Below are 15777 nucleotides of genomic sequence, written 5' to 3'. Positions count from 1 at the left end.
GGGCAGCGCCCCCGTCCGCACCATCCGCCCGCGCCACGCCTGGTCGACAGCCCTCACCCGACCGGCAGCGGCGCATCCGCCTTCGGCTGGTCCATGACGATCTGGCTGTGCACGCGTGCGACCACGGGATGGGCCAGCAGCACCTCGTGGATCAGCCGGTTCAGAGCCGGCAGGTCGGGGCAGTAGACCCGCAGCAGGTAATCCGCCTCGCCGGTCATGGTCCAGGCCGAGACCACCTCCGCCTGCGTCCGCAACAGACGGGTAAAGCCTGCGCCTTCCTCGGCCCCGTGCCGCGCCAGCTGCACCTGGACAAAGGCCTGCACGTCCAGCCCCAGCCGCTCCGCATCCAGCCGCGCCCGGTAGCCCGCGATCACCCCGCGCTCCTCCAGCCGCTGCCGCCGGCGCCCCGCCTGGCTGGCCGACAGGTTCAGCGTCGCGCCCAGCTCCTGCGCGGTGGCCTGCCCGTCGCGCTGCAGCGCCTGCAGCAGGGCGATATCGATTGCATCCAGTTCGATGCGGGGATCACTCGCCATATTGCCTCCTTGCGCGGATATCCCGCGCCTTGCCTGCGAATGACCCGCAGAATGCGCACATGCCGCGCGGGCGTAAAGCTACATTCTGCGCAAATCATACCAGCGACAGGAGGTACCCCATGGGCCCGTTCCCGCATGACGCCCCGCAGGCCACCATCACCGACGAGAACCCCGCCGGCACCGACGGGTTCGAATTCGTCGAATTCGCCCATCCCGAGCCGCAGGAGCTGCGCGACCTCTTCACCCGGATGGGCTATGCCCATGTGGCCAACCACAAGACCAAGGCGATCGAGCTCTGGCAGCAGGGCGACATCACCTATGTGCTGAACGCCGAGCCCGACAGCTTTGCCGCCCGCTTCGTCGCCGAACACGGCCCCTGCGCGCCGGCCATGGCCTGGCGCGTCGTGGATGCGCAGCACGCCTTCGACCACGCGGTGAAACACGGGGCCGAACCCTATGAGGGCACGGACAAGACCGTGGACTGGCCCGCGATCAAGGGCATCGGCGGCAGCCTGATCTATTTCACCGACCAGTATTACGACACCTCGCCCTACAACACCGAGTTCGACTGGATCGCGCAATCCAAGCCGCGCGGCGTGGGCTTCTACTATCTCGACCACCTGACCCACAACGTGTTCAAGGGCAACATGGACACGTGGTTCAAGTTCTACGGCGACCTGTTCAACTTCCGCGAAATCCGCTTCTTCGACATCGAGGGCAAGTTCACCGGCCTCTATTCCCGCGCGCTGACCTCCCCGTGCGGGCGTATCCGCATCCCGATCAACGAGGATCGTGGCGAGAAGGGCCAGATCGTGGCCTATCTCAAGAAATACAACGGCGAAGGCATCCAGCACATCGCCGTGGGCGCGCGCGACATCTACGATGCGACGGACCAGATTGCCGAAAACGGGCTCAAATTCATGCCCGGCCCCCCCGATACCTATTACGACATGTCTTTCGACCGGGTTAAGGGCCATGACGAACCCGTCGAGCGCATGAAGAAACACGGCATCCTGATCGATGGCGAAGGCGTGGTCGATGGCGGCGAAACCCGCATCCTGCTGCAGATCTTCTCCAAGACCGTGATCGGCCCGATCTTCTTCGAATTCATCCAGCGCAAGGGGGATGACGGCTTCGGCGAAGGCAATTTCAAGGCGCTCTTCGAGTCGATCGAGCGCGAGCAGATCGAAGCCGGCGAGCTCGACGCCGCCGAGTAACCGATCGGGCGCGCCGTCACGTCACGGCGCGCCCCTTTCATCTTTCCGAAAATACTCGAAATCCGACCGGTCCGGCCGTTCCCGACCCATGGCAAGGGCGCCAAACCAAAGCGCCTGTCCTAGCCGTCCGGCATCTCCAGCGTGATGCTGCGCCCGCTCTTGACATAGCGCAAGTCGTCATCCCCGATCGAGGCCACGCGCCCCCCATCCAGCCGGTCGCCCACCTGCACCTTCTTGTAATTCCCGTTGGCCAGCCGCACCAGAGCGCGGCGGTTCGAGGGCGTGCCATAGATGCCGATCACGTTGATCCGGCGCAGGTTGATCGCGTTCTGCACCGTGGCGGCGCTGGCCACGCTGGCCGAGGAGGGCACGCTGGGCCGCACCGCGCGCGGTGCGATCGAGGCGGTCTGCACCGGTTCGGGCTGCCGCGCCTGCCGCTCCTCGGCGCGGCGCACGATGGCGGCCATGTTGCGCGGCCGGGCCACGGGGACCAGCGATTCCCGCACGGCCTGCGCGGTGGCGGTGGCCTCGGGGTCGGCCTCGGCCGCCTCTTCCTGCACCGTCCTGGGGCGCATCACCGGGCGGATGCTTGCCAGCTCCTCGACCGAGATCCCGCCCAGCGTGGCCCGCTCGCGCTGCTCGACCAGGTCGTCGGGCCGGGCCTGCGGGCGGACCGCGCCCAGCGGGTTCACCTCCGGGTCATCCGACAGTTCTGGGCGCAGCTCGGTCAGGCCGGGGCGCGCGGGCGGCACGACCGGCGGGCGCCCGGTATAGATGCGCAGCCCCTCGGGGGTCAGCGCGCCTTCGGGCGTGGCGCGGATCAGGCCGCGATCGTCGAAATCGAAGCTCAGGTCCGAAGGCGGCGGCAGGCCGGGATCCTCCAGCCCCGGATCGCGCCCGATATCATCGGCGCGGGGCAGGGCGACCGCGTCGAAGATCTGCACGTCCGGGTCGATCGAGGTGCGATAGACCTCGTCCACCCCGTCCTGCGGCGGCTGGTGCGGCGCGACCGGGGTGCGCTGCCAGATGCCGGTCGCGGCATAGGTGGCGGCGGCCTCCTCGGCGCTCAGCGCACGCGGCGGTTCGGGATCGGCCAGCGCGCCCTCGGTGGCGTCGCTGGCGGCGGGCCCGGTCTCCAGCGCCGCGATCTGCAGCGGCTCCTCGGTGGTCTCCTCAGGGCCGGTTGCCTCGGGCGTCACCGTGACCTCGGGCAGGGGGGCAGCCGTCGTCTCGGGGGTCTCGGCCGGGTCCGAGGGCTCGGCCCGTGGCTGGTCCACCGCCTGCTGCGCGTCGGGCAGCGAGGCGACGGCGCGCGGCTCGGATTTGCGGAACAGGCTGGACAGCCCGTCATCGAGGAAGACCGAGGCCCAGGCCGCCACCCCGGCGAGGAAGATCAGCAGCGCCGCCGTCAGCATCAGCCCCAGGAAACGCGGCTTGCCGCCGACGCGCTGCTCGCGCCGCGCGCCGAAGACGGTCATGCGCTCGCGCTCTTCCTCGGGGGCCAGCGTGGCACCGGTGCCGGCGAGGGCCGCGCCGGCCGGCACGCCTGCGGGCCGGTCGGGATTGGCGCGATAGGCGGCCAGCCGCGACAGCGGGTTGTCGGCGCGCCCGGCGCTGCGCGCGGCCGCGGGGGGCGGCGCAGTGTCCTCGGCGCCGGGGCCGAAATTGGGCCGCGGGCGCGGATCGGGCTTGGGCGCCTCGTCACTTTCGGTGCCGATCGCGGGGGGCGGCGGGGTCTTGCGCTCGGACAGGCGCCGGCGCGCCTTCTCGCCGCCGCGGGCCAGCAGGTTCATCGCTGCACGAGTCGTGCCGCCACGCCCGGCCTCGTCCGCCGAGCTGGTGTCAGCGGCCAGCGCCGCATCGGTGACCTTGCGCCCGCCCTCCGACTTGTCGGTCTTGTCCGCCGGTTTGGCGCCCGCCACCGGGGTGAAGCGCGGAGTATGCGCCGTTCCGTCGCCGCCGGTCAGGGTCAGCGGCCGTGGCGCCGGCGGGATATCCCCCGCCTCGCGCGAGGCACGCACGGTCGAGAAGGCCACCGGCGCCGGCATCTCGCCCGGCTTGCCCTTGCGCGCGGCCGGCGCCATGGGGGGCTCGACCGTGCCGTCTTTCGACCCCGGCGTGCCGGGCTTGCCCTTCGCGGCCGGGCCCGCGGCAGGTGGTCCCTTCGGCCCCTTGGCCGGGCCGTCCTCCTTCGGTGTCTTGGCCGGGCCGCCGTCTTTCGGCGCAGCTCCCGCCTGCGTCGGAGGGCCCTTGCGCCGCTTGCCCGGGCCCTTGGGTTTTTCGGTCGGGCCATCCTGTGCTGCAGGCGTGCCCGTGCCCTCCTGCGCCTTGGCACCTGCCTGTGCGGCGCCCGGCGCGGGCGTATCGGCCGCTGCGGGCTTGGGCTTGGCCGGGGTCTCGGTCGATGCGGGCCCCTTGGCCGCGTCCTGTGCACTGTCGGATGCCTGCGCCGCGCCTGCCGCCGGAGGCGTCTCGACTTGCGTGTTCGGCGCCGGAGTCCCCTCCTGCGGATCTGGCGCCTTTGCCTCCCGCGCCGTCTCCTGTGCAGTCTTCTCCGCAGCAGTCTCGGCCGGGGCCACCGGGGTCAGCGCCGCTTCGTCCGCGGCCACGATCCGCAGCGGCTGCGGCGGGCGGGCGGCCGTGCCGTCCATACCTTGTGCGGGCCCGAAGAACACCGCCTCGGGGAAGCCGCCCTCGGGCGCGATCGCCACGAAGCTGACCGGGGTGAAGCCGTGCTGCGTGCCGAAGGCCTCGGCCTCGTCCAGCGTCTCCTGCGCGACGGCGGCGATGTGCAGCCGCCCGCCGGTCACCGTGTGGTCGAAGCGCAGATCGGCGACCGCGTAGGGCGTGGCGCCATCCAGCGCCGCCTTGATCGCCTCGGTGCGCGCGCTGTCATCGCCGCCGAGATCGGGCATGTCGAGATAGCGGATCTGCTCGTTCGGGATGACCAGCATCACCTGCGCGCCGTCCGGGTCCAGCGCCTCGGCACGGTCGCGCAGCCCGATCACCGCGGCCTCGAAATCGCCGCTGTCCAGCGCGACCTCCTCGATCCGGGCCCAGCGGTCGCCCATGCGCCGCAGAAGCGTGATGCCTTCGAACGAGAGAGAGAGCGCGAAATTCGGTACCATGGAGCGGGTATCTACCAGTCCTGCCACGTGCTGGGGAGTCCTTATGCGGTCCGTCAACAGTATACAGCAACTCTTTGCCGAGGCAAAGAAAGACCGGCTGCGCGGGACTTGCCGGGCGGGACCGCAGGGGCGAAAGTCAGATGGATTGTCCCAAGCCCCGGAGGCCTTGATGCGTATCCTGACACCGATCCTCTTCCTGCTGGCCGCGCTGCCCGCGCTGGCCCAGCCCCTGCCCAGCATCACCGTCTCGGGCGAGGCGCGGGTGACCGCCGTGCCGGACATGGCCTCCGTCTCGGTGGGGGCGCGCTTTGCGGGCGATACTGCCGTCGAGGCGATGAACCGGACCTCCGAGGCGCTGGACGCGGTGATCGCCCGGCTGGCGGACGAGGGCATCGCCCCGCGCGACATGCAGACCGCCGCGCTGCGGGTCAGCGAACGGGTGCGCTATGACCGCGAGAGCGGCATCGACATCCACGAGGGGTTCGAGGCCTCCAACACGCTCACCGTGCGGGTGCGCGATCTCGACCGTCTGGGCCCGGTTCTGGGCGCGGTGCTGGGCGACGGGGCGAACACGCTCTCGGGGCTGAATTTCGGACTGCAGGATCCCGGTCCGCTGGAGGACGAGGCGCGGCGCCGCGCGGTGGCGGATGCGATCCACAAGGCGGGGCTCTATGCCGAGGCGGCGGGCGTGCCGCTGGGGCGGCTGATCGAGATCCGCGACACGGCGCAGCCGATGGTGCCGTCGCAGATGATGCGCTCCGAGCGCATGGTGGTCGAGGCCGCGCCGGCCGACGTGCCGATCGCCGCGGGCGAGATCGAGGCCCGCGCCGAGGTCACGCTGGTCTACGCGCTGGGCGACTAGGCCGCCACGGGCGGGAAGCCGCTTCGAAGCGGCTTCCGTCAAGCGGTTTCGAAACCGCTTGTCCAAGGCATTTGCAAATGCCTTGACCAAGGTCCTTCGAAGGACCTTGCCCCCGGCCAGACCGATGCAAAAGGAAAGGCCCGGCGCCTCCCCTCGCCGGGCCTTTCGGACCCTGCCTGCGGGGCAGGGGACCAGGTCGCGCCGGATCAGGCCGAGGCCTTGGTCAGCGCCTGGTCGAGATCCGCGATCAGGTCATCGGCATCCTCGATCCCGATCGAGATGCGCACCACGTTCGGGGCCGCGCCGGCGGCCACCTGCTGCTCTTCGGTCAGTTGGCGGTGCGTGGTCGAGGCCGAGTGGATCACAAGGCTGCGCGTGTCGCCCAGGTTCGCCACGTGGCTGAAGATCTCGAGGCTGTCGACGAACTTGACACAGGCGTCATAGCCGCCCTTCAGCGCCACGGTGAACAGACCGCCCGCGCCCTTGGGGCAGATCCGCGCCACGCGGTCATTGTAGGGCGACGAGCTCAGGCCCGCATAGGTCACGCCTTCGACCGCGTCATGCGTCTCCAGCCAGCCGGCCACGCGCATGGCGTTCTCGACATGGCGCTGCATGCGCAGGCTCAGCGTCTCGATGCCCATCATCGTGTAATGCGCCGCCTGCGGGTTCAGCGTCATGCCAAGGTCGCGCAGCCCGACGGCGATGCCGTGGAAGGTGAAGGCCAGCGGGCCGAAGGTCTCGGCGAATTTCAGCCCGTGATAAGCGGGCTCGGGCTCGGACAGCGACGGGAATTTGCCCGAGGCAGCCCAGTCGAACTTGCCCGAATCGACCACGCAGCCGCCGGTCACCGTGCCGTTGCCGGTCAGGAACTTGGTCATCGAATGCACCACCAGCGTCGCGCCATGCTCGATCGGGCGGCACAGGTACGGCGTGGCCGAAGTGTTGTCGACGATCAGCGGCAGGCCCGCCGCGTCGGCCACCTTGGCGACCGCGTCCAGGTCGGTGATGTAGCCGCCCGGGTTGGCGATGCTCTCGCAGAACACCGCGCGGGTGTCATCGTCGATCGCCGCCTCGATCGCGTCCAGATCGTCGAAATCGACGAAGCGCGCCGACCAGCCGAAGCGCTTGATGGTCTGGCTGAACTGGGTGATCGAGCCGCCATAGAGCCGGGTCGAGACCACGATGTTGCAGCCCGGCCCCATCAGCGGAAACAGCGCCATGATCTGCGCCGCGTGGCCCGAGGAGCAGCACACCGCCCCGGCGCCGCCTTCCAGCACGGCCATGCGCTCCTGCAGCGCGGCCACGGTCGGGTTGGTCAGGCGCGAGTAGATATAGCCCACTTCCTGAAGGTTGAAGAGCGCCGCGGCGTGCTCGGCGTCCCGGAACACGTAAGCCGTGGTCTGGTAGATCGGCACCTGCCGGGCGCCGGTGGCCGGGTCCGGGCGGGCGCCGGCATGGATCTGCAGCGTGTCGAAACCGTAGCTGGGTGCGTCGCTCATCATGTCCTCTCTCGTCGTCTCCGCGCCGATCAGTAGGCCATTCCCGCACGCCCGGCAACGGCTGGCTGCGGCGGGGCGCGCTTTTCCCGGAAACGGGCCAGCGCAGCGCCAGGGGGCGGGCCGGGGTGCGGCACTGTGTCCGGCCGGTCGCACCGCGCCGCCCATCGCCACCATACTTGACAAGTATGTTGCGCGCCCTGCGCCTCCAGCGCTATCCTGCCCGCGTCATGAGACAAGGAGAACAATGACCATGGCAACGCAAACTAAAACCGAGCAGTCCACGAAACCCGGCCGCCGCGCGGCCCGCCTGGCCGAGGCGCAGACCCTCAATCTCAGCGTCGAGCCCAAGGTGCGTGCCCGCCTGCACGAGCTAGCCGCCGCCGAGGGGCTGGAGCTGGGCCATTACGTGCAGAAGGTCCTCGAATCCCACGTGCTGGACCGCGCCGCCGAGGGCGACGAGCTGGCCGAGCGCCTCTCGGCCAAGCGCGCCGTGATCGACCACGTGGTCACCCTCGCGCGCGAGCTGGACGGCAAGGGCAAGTTCGATGCCGATTTCATCCTGACCGTGATGAAGGCCGCCTCGGCCGAGAAGGCCTTTCTCGATCTCTACCAGACCGCCATCGGCGGCGAGGGCAAGGAGGCCGCGCGCGCCCAGAAGCCGCTCAACCAGCAGCTGGGCCGCCTGATCCGCAAGGCGGTGGGCGCCAAGGGCAAGCGCAACGCGCAGGGCAAGGTGATGCGGGCGCAGACCTCGGGCGAGATCATCTCCTCCTACACGCTGTTGACAAAGGACGCGTAACCGCCTCAGGGGCGCGGCGCCACGCCCGGCGCCGTGCTCCGACCGCCGGCCGGCCCCTTGTGCGACGGGGTCGGGAAATCCGGCATTGAAGCAACCCGCCTGCCTGCACCAGCCTGTCCCCGTCACGAAAACTGACGGAGGTTCAAATGGTTGCCCGTGTTCTTTCCACCTGTGCCCTGCTGGCGCTCGGCGCCGCGCCCCTGGCTGTCGGCCCGCACCCGGCCGCCGCGCAGGAGGGCGCCCGGACCATGCTGGTGCTCGATGCCTCGGGCAGCATGTGGGGGCAGATCGACGGCACTGCCAAGATCGACATCGCCCGCGGCGCCATCGGCGACCTGCTGGCGGGGTTGCCGCAGGACAGCACCGTGGGGCTCATGGCCTATGGCCACCGCCGGCAGGGCGATTGCAACGATATCGAGGTGCTGGTCCCGGCCGGTCCGTTGGACCGCGCAGGCCTTGCCGTGCGGCTCGACACGCTCACCCCGCGCGGCAAGACCCCGATCGCCGCGGCGCTGCGCGCGGCCGCCGCCCAGTTGGGCGACAGCAGCGGCCCGGCCCGCGTCATCCTGATCTCGGATGGCCGGGAGACCTGCGTGCAGGATGCCTGCAGCGCGGTGCGTGACCTGGCCGGGCAGGGGGTGGATATCCGCGCCCATGTGATCGGCTTCGACGTGGACGAGGCCGCCACGGCCGAGCTGACCTGCATCGCCCGCGCCACCGGCGGCACCTATCGCGGCGCGGGCACGGCCGCGTCGCTGGCCGGCGCGCTGACCACGCTGGCCCGGGCCGAGACAGGGCAATCCATGGCCGATGCAACCGCGCCCGAGACCATGCCCGCCAGCCAGCCCGAGCCCGCGATCGTCGAGACCTTCGACGGCACCGCGCTGGGCGACAGCTGGCAGGTCATCAATCCCGACCCCAATGCCTATCTGGTGGAGGGCGGCAGGCTGATCACGCTGACCTCGGGCGCCACCGCGGTGGGGCAGGAGGACCTGACCAACGGCTTTCTCTGGCAGGGCCAGCCGCTGCCCGAAGGCGACTGGGACATGAGCGTCACCTTCACCGCGCCGCAATTCACCACGCGCCGCTCGAATATCGAGCTGGGGCTCTACAAGGATCCCGGCAATTTCGTGATCGCCGGGCTGTTCGGGGATGGCAGCTCGAATGACCGGCTGGTGCTGCAGGTGAAATCGGCCGTGGGCGGCGATGTCTCGCGCCAGACCGTGACCTTTGCCGATGATGCCTGCTGCCCGCGCGATTACGACATCGAACAGGTGCTGGCACAGCTGCGCGAGAGCGGCGGGAGGCTGGTGCTGCAGCGCCGCGGCCGCGCCTATACCGCCGTGATCGAGACCGAAGACTGGACCCCGCGCGCGGGGCAGGACAACCCGCTGGCCACCGCGCCGCTGACCGTGCTGCGCGCCGCGGGCGATCCGGTGATCCATGCCGGCACATGGGGCCGCGATTACGGCCGCCTGCCGCAGACCACGGTCGAGATCGACCGGTTCGAGGTCATCGCCCGGTAGCGCATAGGCAAGCCCCGGGGGCGGTCGCAACGGGCTCAGGCCGCGGCCGTCACCGTCTCGACGCTCAGCACCGTGGGCAGGTGGCGGGCGATCTCGCTCCAGCTGTCGCCCTCGTCGGCGCTGGCGAAGATCGAGCCACTGTTGGTGCCGAAATAGAGCCCCGGCGCCGCGACGCGGTCCACCGCCATGGCCTGCCGCAGCACGGTGAAATAGCAATGCGCCTGCGGCAGGCCGTTGCGGCAGGCCTCCCAGCTGTCGCCGCCATCGCGCGAGCGCCAGACCGCCGCCGCCCCGCCGGGCGGGAAGCGCCCCGCGGAATCGCCGTTCAGCGGCAGGGTCCAGAGCGTCTGCGGATCGCCCGGATGCACTGCGACCGGAAAGCCGAAGGTCGAGGGCAGGCCCGCGGTGATGTCCTCCCAGCTGCGCCCGCCGTCGCGGGACCGGAAGACGCCGTGATGGTTCTGCTGGTAGAGCAGATCGGTCTCGCCCTCGGCCCGCACCATGTTGTGCACGCAATGCCCGGTCTCGCCGCCCGAGGGCGCGGCCGGGTGGTCATGCTGGCCACAGGCCTCGGCATTGGACAGCCGGTTGCGCCGGTCCCAGCTGGCCCCGCCATCCTCCGAGGCAAAGACCCCCGCCGCCGAGATGCCCAGCCACAGCCGTTCGGGCCGGCCGGGATCGGCCACGATCGTGTGCAGCGTCAGCCCCGCCGCGCCGGGGTTCCAGCTGTCGGCCGAGGGGTGGTCGGTCAGGCTGTCCACCGCCTGCCAGCTGTCGCCGCCATCCTCGCTGACAAACAGGCTCGCCGGCTTGCCCCCGGCCAGCAGGCGGTCACCGGCGCGCACCACCGACCAGATCGCCTCGACCCGGCCCGAGAAGGGCGCGGGGTCTGCCGGGGTCCGGTTCATGAAGGCCGCCGTCTCGGGGTCGTTGCGGATCCACTCGTCGATCATGCCGTCCGACAGCTTGGACAGGGTCCAGCTGTCACCGCCATCCGTCGAGCGCCAGACCCCGGCGCCGGTCCACTCGCCGCCGCCGCCCGCCCAGAGCGTGCCGCTGGCCGCATCGCCCGTGGCATGGTTGATCGGCCAGCCCTCGCAATGCGGCCCGCTGATCGCCCACTCCTGCCGCGCCGCGTCCGAGCGCAGCACGAACAACCCTTTCGTGGTGCCCACCAGCACCGTCACCGTCCCGGCCATGACCCGTCCTCCCATGCCGCCGGGCACAGGATAGCACGGGTCGGGGGGAGGGATGGCACATTCTTTATGCCGCCAGACTGCCCGTTTCGGCGAAAACAGCGCCCGTTTCGTACGAAACGGGCAGGCTCAGCGCATCCAGTAGCCTTCGCGCTTGATCGTGTTGCGGATCGCCTGCTCGCGCCGGGGCAGGTCGTCGCGGTCGAACAGCGCGCGCACCTTGTGGCCGCGCCCCTGGTAGATCATCCGCTTGAACGGGTCGTACTGCTTGAGCACCTTCTTGACCCGGTTGGGCGCGGTCATCCGCTCCAGCGCCGCCACCGTGCTGTCGGGCTCGCGCGCATAGAGCAGGGGCAGGGTGCGGTAATGACAACTGACCGAACCGTCCAGCAGCCCCGCAGGCAGCGTGTCGCGCCCGCCGCCGAAGGAATGGATCACCAGCGGCAGCGCCACCTGGTCCAGCCACGGATCCAGCGACTGGCAGACCAGCTCCTCGGGCGGGTCGTCGCGGATCTCCAGCGCGTAGTCCAGGAAACGCCGGCCGAACTCCCGCGGGCAGCGGAAGAAGAAAAACCCTGCGTTGAAATAGAGATAGCGCTGCCAGTACTCGTCGGGCCAGCCCGTGTCGAGGCTGCTGTCGAAATCCAGCCCGAACCGGTCGTAGAGCGCTTTCCACGTCTCCGTATAGCCCGGCCCGTACAGCTCGATCTGCGGCCAGGTGCCTTCGCGCTGCATCGAGGCGGTGGGCCGGTCGAAATCGAAGGGCACCTTGGACAGGTCGTCCAGCAGCAGCGTGTCGGTGTCGAAAAAGACGAAGGGTTCACCCTCGGGCAGGGCCAGCAGCGCCTCGATCTTGTTGCCATAAGGGTAGTCGGCCCCGAAATGCACGCTCTCGAAGGGCAGGAGCGTGGCGTCGAATTCCTCCAGCAGCTCGCGGCAGGCCGCATCGCGGATGCGGGGATCATTGGGCCAGAGCGGCCCGGGCTGCGGCTCGGCCACGAACAGCCGGAAGCGTTTGCCGGTGACGGTCTGGCGCAGTGACAACGCAAAGAGCAGCGCCTCGTATTGCAGCCGCCCCGACTGGCCGATCACCAGAATATTGACAGTTTGAGCCCTGTTTCGCCCCTGTGCCATGATCGTGCTGCCCGTCCCGGTCTTTTTCCGGCACTATAGGCAGGAAGCGGCCGGGCAGAAAGCGCCGATCGCGCGGCACCCAAGATCAGGAAAGGCAGAGCGCATGACAGGATGGCACCGCGGCCCCGCGATCGGGGCGCTGATGGCAGTGGTGGCGGGCGCGGCCGGCGCGCAGGGCGAGGATCCGCCGCCCGGCCACGTGCCCGACGCGGCGCCGGCCGAAGAGGTGCTGCCCTACGAGGCCGAGCAGCAGGTGCCCACGGGCCGCTTCACCACCGCGCTGGAGGTGCGCCCGACCCTCGATGCCACGCGCACCAGCTGGATCGCGGTGCGGGAATTCAATGGGCAGGACCTCGTCTATGTCACGCATCTGTGGTCCTGGCGCTGCGGGCTGTTCGAGATCCGCGTCGGGCTGAACGGTGCCGATCCCGAGCCCTGGCCGCTGCCCGATTGTCACGAGGACCGGGCCACGCCGAACCTGATCCTCGATGGCGACGGGCTGCCCTACCGCGCCTTTCCGCCCGGCTCGGTTCAGACGCTGACGGTCGAGCTGATCTATGACGATCTGACCCGCGACCGCGCCACCTTCGACCGGCAGGGCGCCCTGATCCCGTAGCCCGGCCTAGAGCGTGATCGGCTGCAGCACCTGCGGCTCGATCACCTCGACACCGGGCAACTCTTTTGTCAGCAGCTCGGCCGATTGCTCCAGCGCCGGGAAAGTGCGGTAATGGCAGGGGATCACGGTCTTGAAGTCGAAATAGCGCTTCGCCGCCCAGGCCGCCTGCGCCATGTCCATCGTGTAATAGCCGCCCGCGGAGAGGATGCCGATATCGGGTTGGAAAAAGGCCCCGATCCAGTCCATCTCGGACGTGATGCCGGTATCGCCCGACATGTAGATCGTCCGGCCCTCGGCGCGGATGACAAAGCCCGTCTCCATCCCCGTGTAGACCGGCGTGTCGCCCGCCATCATCGACGAGGAATGCGAGGCCGGCACCATGGTGACCGAGGCCGCGCCGAACGTGACCGTGCCGCCCTTGTTGAAGGCGTGGCCCTCCTTGGCGCCCTTGGAATAGAGGTAATTGGCCAGCTCGACCATGCCCGAGACCGGCGCGCCGGTGCGCTCCGACACCTCGACGATGTCGGCGGTGTGGTCGAAATGGCCATGGGTGACGAGGATCTGCGTGGCGCCCTTGAGGGCGGCCTCGGCATCCTGGCCCTCCATCATCGGGTTGCCGTTGATCCAGGGGTCGACCAGCAGCACCTCGTCGCCGATCTCGAAACGAAAGCTGCCATGTCCCAGCCAGATGATGTTCATGTCGGTGCCTCCCTGTTTGTCGGGGTGAACCCTAGCAGGATCTGACCGAGACGCTAGATCCCGGACAGGCAGGGAAAAAGAGGATCCCCATGGCTGGAAACCACGATCACGGCCGCTGGACGCGCGCGATGGACGGGTATTGCGAACGCATCGACCCCAGTTTCTGGGCCGAACCGGTCAACGCGGTGACCAATGCCGCCTTCATCATCGCGGCCGCCTTCATGTGGCGGCGCACCTTCGGGCTGGGCCGGGTGCTTTGCGTCCTCTTGGCGGCGATCGGGGTGGGCTCTTTCCTGTTCCACACCTTCGCCCAGCCCTGGGCGGCGCTGGCCGACGTGCTGCCGATCCTGCTCTACACGCTGGTCTTCATCTATGCCGCGAACCGCGACTTCTGGGGCCTCGGTGTCTGGCCGTCGCTGGGCCTGACGGCGATGTTCTTTCCCTATGCCGCGCTGACCGTGCCGCTGTTCCAGATGGTGCCGGGGCTGGGCGGCACGGCCAGCTACGGGCCGATCCCGCTTCTGATCGCGATCTATGCCGTCCTGCTGCGCAACCGGGCCCCCGAGACTGCCAAGGGGCTGGCCATCGGGGTGGGGATCCTGCTGCTGTCGATGACCGCGCGCACATTGGACGAGCCGCTGTGCACCGTGCTGCCCTTGGGCACGCATTTCCTGTGGCATCTGCTCAACGGGGTGATGCTGGGCTGGATGATCGAGGTCTGGACCCGCCACGTGCTTGCAGCCCGCGCGGCGGGGCGCTAAAGCCGGGGCCGATCCAGGAACGAGACGAGGCCCCCATGTCGATCGACATCGAGACCGCCGCCCGCGTGGCCAAGCTGGCGCGCATCCGGGTGGACGAGGACGACCTGCCGCAGCTGGCGCACGCGTTCAACGACATCCTCGGCTTCATCGAGCAGCTGAACGAGGTCGATGTCGAGGGCGTCGAGCCCATGGTTTCGGTCACGCCGATGCGGCTCAAGCGCCGCGCCGATGGGGTGACCGACGGCAACATGGCCGACCGCATCCTGTCCAACGCGCCCGACGCGCGCGAGGGCTTTTTCGCCGTGCCCAAGGTGGTGGAATGATGACCGAGCTTCCCAAGCTGAAGATCGCCGAGGCGCGCGACGCGCTGCGCAAGGGCGAGCTGACCTCGGCCGAGCTGACCGAGGCCTGCCTGAACGCCATCGAGGGCGCCGGTGCGCTGAACGCCTTCGTGCACAAAACGCCCCAGATCGCGCAGGAACAGGCCGCCGCGGCCGATGACCGTCTGAAAGCGGGCGGCGCGCCCGACCTCTGTGGCATCCCGCTGGGCATCAAGGACTTGTTCTGCACCAAGGGGGTGGCCAGCCAGGCGGCCTCGCGCATCCTCGAAGGCTTCCGGCCCGAATACGAATCCACCGTGACCCGCCAGCTCTTCGATGCCGGCGCGGTGATGCTGGGCAAGCTGAACATGGACGAGTTCGCCATGGGCTCGTCGAACGAGACCAGCACCTATGGCAACGCGGTCAACCCGTGGAAGGTGGATGACCGGCAGTTGACGCCGGGCGGCTCCTCGGGGGGCTCGGCGGCGGCCGTGGCGGCGGACCTGTGCCTTGGCGCGACGGGCACCGATACCGGCGGCTCGATCCGCCAGCCTGCAGCCTTCACCGGCATCACCGGGATCAAGCCGACCTACGGGCGCTGCTCGCGCTGGGGGATCGTGGCCTTCGCCTCGTCGCTGGACCAGGCCGGGCCCATGGCCAAGGACGTGCGCGATGCCGCCATCCTGCTGCGCGCCATGTGCGGGCACGACCCGATGGACAGCACCTCGGCCGACCTCGCCGTGCCGGATTTCGAGGCCATGCTGACCGGCGACATCAAGGGCAAGACCATCGGCATCCCGCGCGAATACCGCATGGACGGGATGCCCGACGAGATCGACGCGCTCTGGACCCGCGGCCGCGAGATGCTGCAGGATGCCGGCGCGAAGATCGTCGATATCAGCCTGCCGCACACGAAATACGCACTGCCCGCCTATTACGTGATCGCCCCGGCCGAGGCGTCGTCCAACCTCGCGCGCTATGACGGGGTGCGCTACGGCCACCGCGCCAAGCTCAGCCAGGGCGACGGCATCGTCGAGATGTACGAGAAGACCCGCGCCGAGGGTTTCGGCGAAGAGGTCAAGCGCCGCGTGATGGTGGGCACCTACGTGCTGTCGGCGGGGTTCTACGACGCCTATTACAATCGTGCGCGCAAGGTCCGGACCCTGATCAAGAAGGACTTCGAGGACGCGTTCGATGCGGGAATCGACGCGATCCTGACCCCGGCGACCCCCTCGGCCGCTTTCGGGTTGGGCGAGATGACCGAGGCCGACCCGGTGGCGATGTATCTCAACGACGTGTTCACCGTGACGGTGAACCTGGCCGGGCTGCCCGGGATCTCGGTGCCCGCGGGGCTGGACAAGCAGGGGCTGCCGCTGGGCCTGCAGCTGATCGGCCGGCCCTGGGACGAGGGCGACCTGCTGAATACCGCCTATGCGCTGGAGCGCTCGGCCGGCTTCGTGGCCAAGCCGTCGAAATGGTGGTAAGGG

At 69.5% G+C, this 15777-nt stretch carries 14 protein-coding genes; 8 read left to right on the top strand and 6 right to left on the bottom strand.

Annotation, left to right across the window (positions count from 1 at the left end; genetic code table 11):
• Nucleotides 1-53: 53 nt before the first annotated feature.
• Nucleotides 54-533, bottom strand: coding sequence for an Lrp/AsnC family transcriptional regulator (locus AVJ23_RS05635; RefSeq protein WP_058861173.1), 480 nt, complete (start codon nucleotides 531-533; stop codon nucleotides 54-56).
• Nucleotides 534-652: 119 nt separating this feature from the next.
• On the opposite strand from AVJ23_RS05635, the gene hppD reads away from it, so the two are divergent.
• Nucleotides 653-1750 carry a 4-hydroxyphenylpyruvate dioxygenase gene (gene hppD, locus AVJ23_RS05630; protein WP_058861172.1) on the top strand — a complete coding sequence of 366 codons (1098 nt, stop codon included), beginning with the start codon at nucleotides 653-655 and terminating at the stop codon, nucleotides 1748-1750.
• 119 nt (nucleotides 1751-1869) lie between these two features.
• Here hppD and AVJ23_RS05625 read toward each other — a convergent pair whose 3' ends face one another.
• The gene (locus tag AVJ23_RS05625; protein ID WP_157772621.1) at nucleotides 1870-4905 is read right to left on the bottom strand and encodes a hypothetical protein; all 3036 of its coding nucleotides are present in this window, start codon (nucleotides 4903-4905) and stop codon (nucleotides 1870-1872) included.
• A 142-nt stretch (nucleotides 4906-5047) separates the two neighbouring features.
• Between AVJ23_RS05625 and AVJ23_RS05620 the strand changes: the two genes are divergently transcribed.
• A complete protein-coding gene (locus tag AVJ23_RS05620; protein WP_058861170.1) occupies nucleotides 5048-5740 on the top strand; it encodes an SIMPL domain-containing protein in 693 nt (230 codons plus the stop codon).
• Nucleotides 5741-5946: 206 nt separating this feature from the next.
• Here the strand turns inward: AVJ23_RS05620 and AVJ23_RS05615 are convergent, their stop codons facing one another.
• Complete coding sequence (locus AVJ23_RS05615) at nucleotides 5947-7239, bottom strand: O-acetylhomoserine aminocarboxypropyltransferase/cysteine synthase family protein (RefSeq protein WP_058861272.1); 1293 nt, start codon at nucleotides 7237-7239, stop codon at nucleotides 5947-5949.
• A gap of 244 nt (nucleotides 7240-7483) precedes the next feature.
• Here AVJ23_RS05615 and AVJ23_RS05610 point away from each other — a divergent pair, with 244 nt between their 5' ends.
• Nucleotides 7484-8038 (top strand): hypothetical protein, encoded by a 555-nt coding sequence (locus tag AVJ23_RS05610; protein WP_058861169.1) that lies wholly within the window; start codon nucleotides 7484-7486, stop codon nucleotides 8036-8038.
• A 146-nt stretch (nucleotides 8039-8184) separates the two neighbouring features.
• Nucleotides 8185-9564, top strand: coding sequence for a vWA domain-containing protein (locus AVJ23_RS05605; protein WP_058861168.1), 1380 nt, complete (start codon nucleotides 8185-8187; stop codon nucleotides 9562-9564).
• Between the two features lie 35 nt (nucleotides 9565-9599).
• On the opposite strand, the gene AVJ23_RS05600 is transcribed toward AVJ23_RS05605, so the two are convergent.
• Together AVJ23_RS05600 and AVJ23_RS05595 are read right to left on the bottom strand one after the other, a co-directional pair.
• On the bottom strand, nucleotides 9600-10763 hold the full coding sequence (locus tag AVJ23_RS05600; protein ID WP_058861167.1) for a beta propeller repeat protein: 1164 nt from the start codon (nucleotides 10761-10763) through the stop codon (nucleotides 9600-9602).
• 126 nt (nucleotides 10764-10889) lie between these two features.
• Nucleotides 10890-11894, bottom strand: coding sequence for a GT-B fold glycosyltransferase domain-containing protein (locus AVJ23_RS05595; RefSeq protein ID WP_058861166.1), 1005 nt, complete (start codon nucleotides 11892-11894; stop codon nucleotides 10890-10892).
• 103 nt (nucleotides 11895-11997) lie between these two features.
• On the opposite strand from AVJ23_RS05595, the gene AVJ23_RS05590 reads away from it, so the two are divergent.
• A complete protein-coding gene (locus AVJ23_RS05590) occupies nucleotides 11998-12510 on the top strand; it encodes a hypothetical protein (RefSeq protein ID WP_058861165.1) in 513 nt (170 codons plus the stop codon).
• Between the two features lie 6 nt (nucleotides 12511-12516).
• Here the strand turns inward: AVJ23_RS05590 and AVJ23_RS05585 are convergent, their stop codons facing one another.
• Nucleotides 12517-13209, bottom strand: a complete 693-nt coding sequence (locus tag AVJ23_RS05585) for a metal-dependent hydrolase (RefSeq protein ID WP_058861164.1) — start codon at nucleotides 13207-13209, stop codon at nucleotides 12517-12519.
• A gap of 89 nt (nucleotides 13210-13298) precedes the next feature.
• Between AVJ23_RS05585 and AVJ23_RS05580 the strand changes: the two genes are divergently transcribed.
• From AVJ23_RS05580 to gatA, 3 genes are read left to right on the top strand one after another with little or no spacing between them, the layout of a single operon-like run.
• A complete protein-coding gene (locus AVJ23_RS05580; RefSeq protein ID WP_058861163.1) occupies nucleotides 13299-13970 on the top strand; it encodes a ceramidase domain-containing protein in 672 nt (223 codons plus the stop codon).
• 35 nt (nucleotides 13971-14005) lie between these two features.
• Entirely contained in the window at nucleotides 14006-14293 is a 288-nt protein-coding gene (gene gatC, locus AVJ23_RS05575; protein WP_058861162.1) for an Asp-tRNA(Asn)/Glu-tRNA(Gln) amidotransferase subunit GatC, read from the top strand.
• Nucleotides 14293-15774, top strand: a complete 1482-nt coding sequence (gene gatA, locus AVJ23_RS05570) for an Asp-tRNA(Asn)/Glu-tRNA(Gln) amidotransferase subunit GatA (RefSeq protein WP_058861271.1) — start codon at nucleotides 14293-14295, stop codon at nucleotides 15772-15774. The genes gatC and gatA overlap by 1 nt, the downstream gene beginning before the upstream one ends.
• The last annotated feature ends 3 nt before the right edge of the window (nucleotides 15775-15777 follow it).

The organism is Pseudoponticoccus marisrubri (assembly GCF_001482405.1).
Classification (GTDB): domain Bacteria; phylum Pseudomonadota; class Alphaproteobacteria; order Rhodobacterales; family Rhodobacteraceae; genus Pseudoponticoccus; species Pseudoponticoccus marisrubri.
The sequence above is the reverse complement of the archived record's forward strand: the minus strand, read 5'-3'. Positions and strand labels throughout refer to the sequence as shown.

Bases quoted from the DNA above. Each gene is read 5' to 3' on its own strand.
- AVJ23_RS05605 (WP_058861168.1), top strand. From the start codon at position 8,185: ATGGTTGCCCGTGTTCTTTCCACCTGTGCCCTGCTGGCGCTCGGCGCC.
- gatA (WP_058861271.1), top strand. From the start codon at position 14,293: ATGACCGAGCTTCCCAAGCTGAAGATCGCCGAGGCGCGCGACGCGCTG.
- AVJ23_RS05590 (WP_058861165.1), top strand. From the start codon at position 11,998: ATGACAGGATGGCACCGCGGCCCCGCGATCGGGGCGCTGATGGCAGTG.
- AVJ23_RS05615 (WP_058861272.1), bottom strand. From the start codon at position 7,239: ATGAGCGACGCACCCAGCTACGGTTTCGACACGCTGCAGATCCATGCC.
- hppD (WP_058861172.1), top strand. From the start codon at position 653: ATGGGCCCGTTCCCGCATGACGCCCCGCAGGCCACCATCACCGACGAG.
- AVJ23_RS05635 (WP_058861173.1), bottom strand. From the start codon at position 533: ATGGCGAGTGATCCCCGCATCGAACTGGATGCAATCGATATCGCCCTG.
- gatC (WP_058861162.1), top strand. From the start codon at position 14,006: ATGTCGATCGACATCGAGACCGCCGCCCGCGTGGCCAAGCTGGCGCGC.
- AVJ23_RS05595 (WP_058861166.1), bottom strand. From the start codon at position 11,894: ATGGCACAGGGGCGAAACAGGGCTCAAACTGTCAATATTCTGGTGATC.
- AVJ23_RS05585 (WP_058861164.1), bottom strand. From the start codon at position 13,209: ATGAACATCATCTGGCTGGGACATGGCAGCTTTCGTTTCGAGATCGGC.
- AVJ23_RS05620 (WP_058861170.1), top strand. From the start codon at position 5,048: ATGCGTATCCTGACACCGATCCTCTTCCTGCTGGCCGCGCTGCCCGCG.
- AVJ23_RS05600 (WP_058861167.1), bottom strand. From the start codon at position 10,763: ATGGCCGGGACGGTGACGGTGCTGGTGGGCACCACGAAAGGGTTGTTC.
- AVJ23_RS05580 (WP_058861163.1), top strand. From the start codon at position 13,299: ATGGCTGGAAACCACGATCACGGCCGCTGGACGCGCGCGATGGACGGG.
- AVJ23_RS05610 (WP_058861169.1), top strand. From the start codon at position 7,484: ATGACCATGGCAACGCAAACTAAAACCGAGCAGTCCACGAAACCCGGC.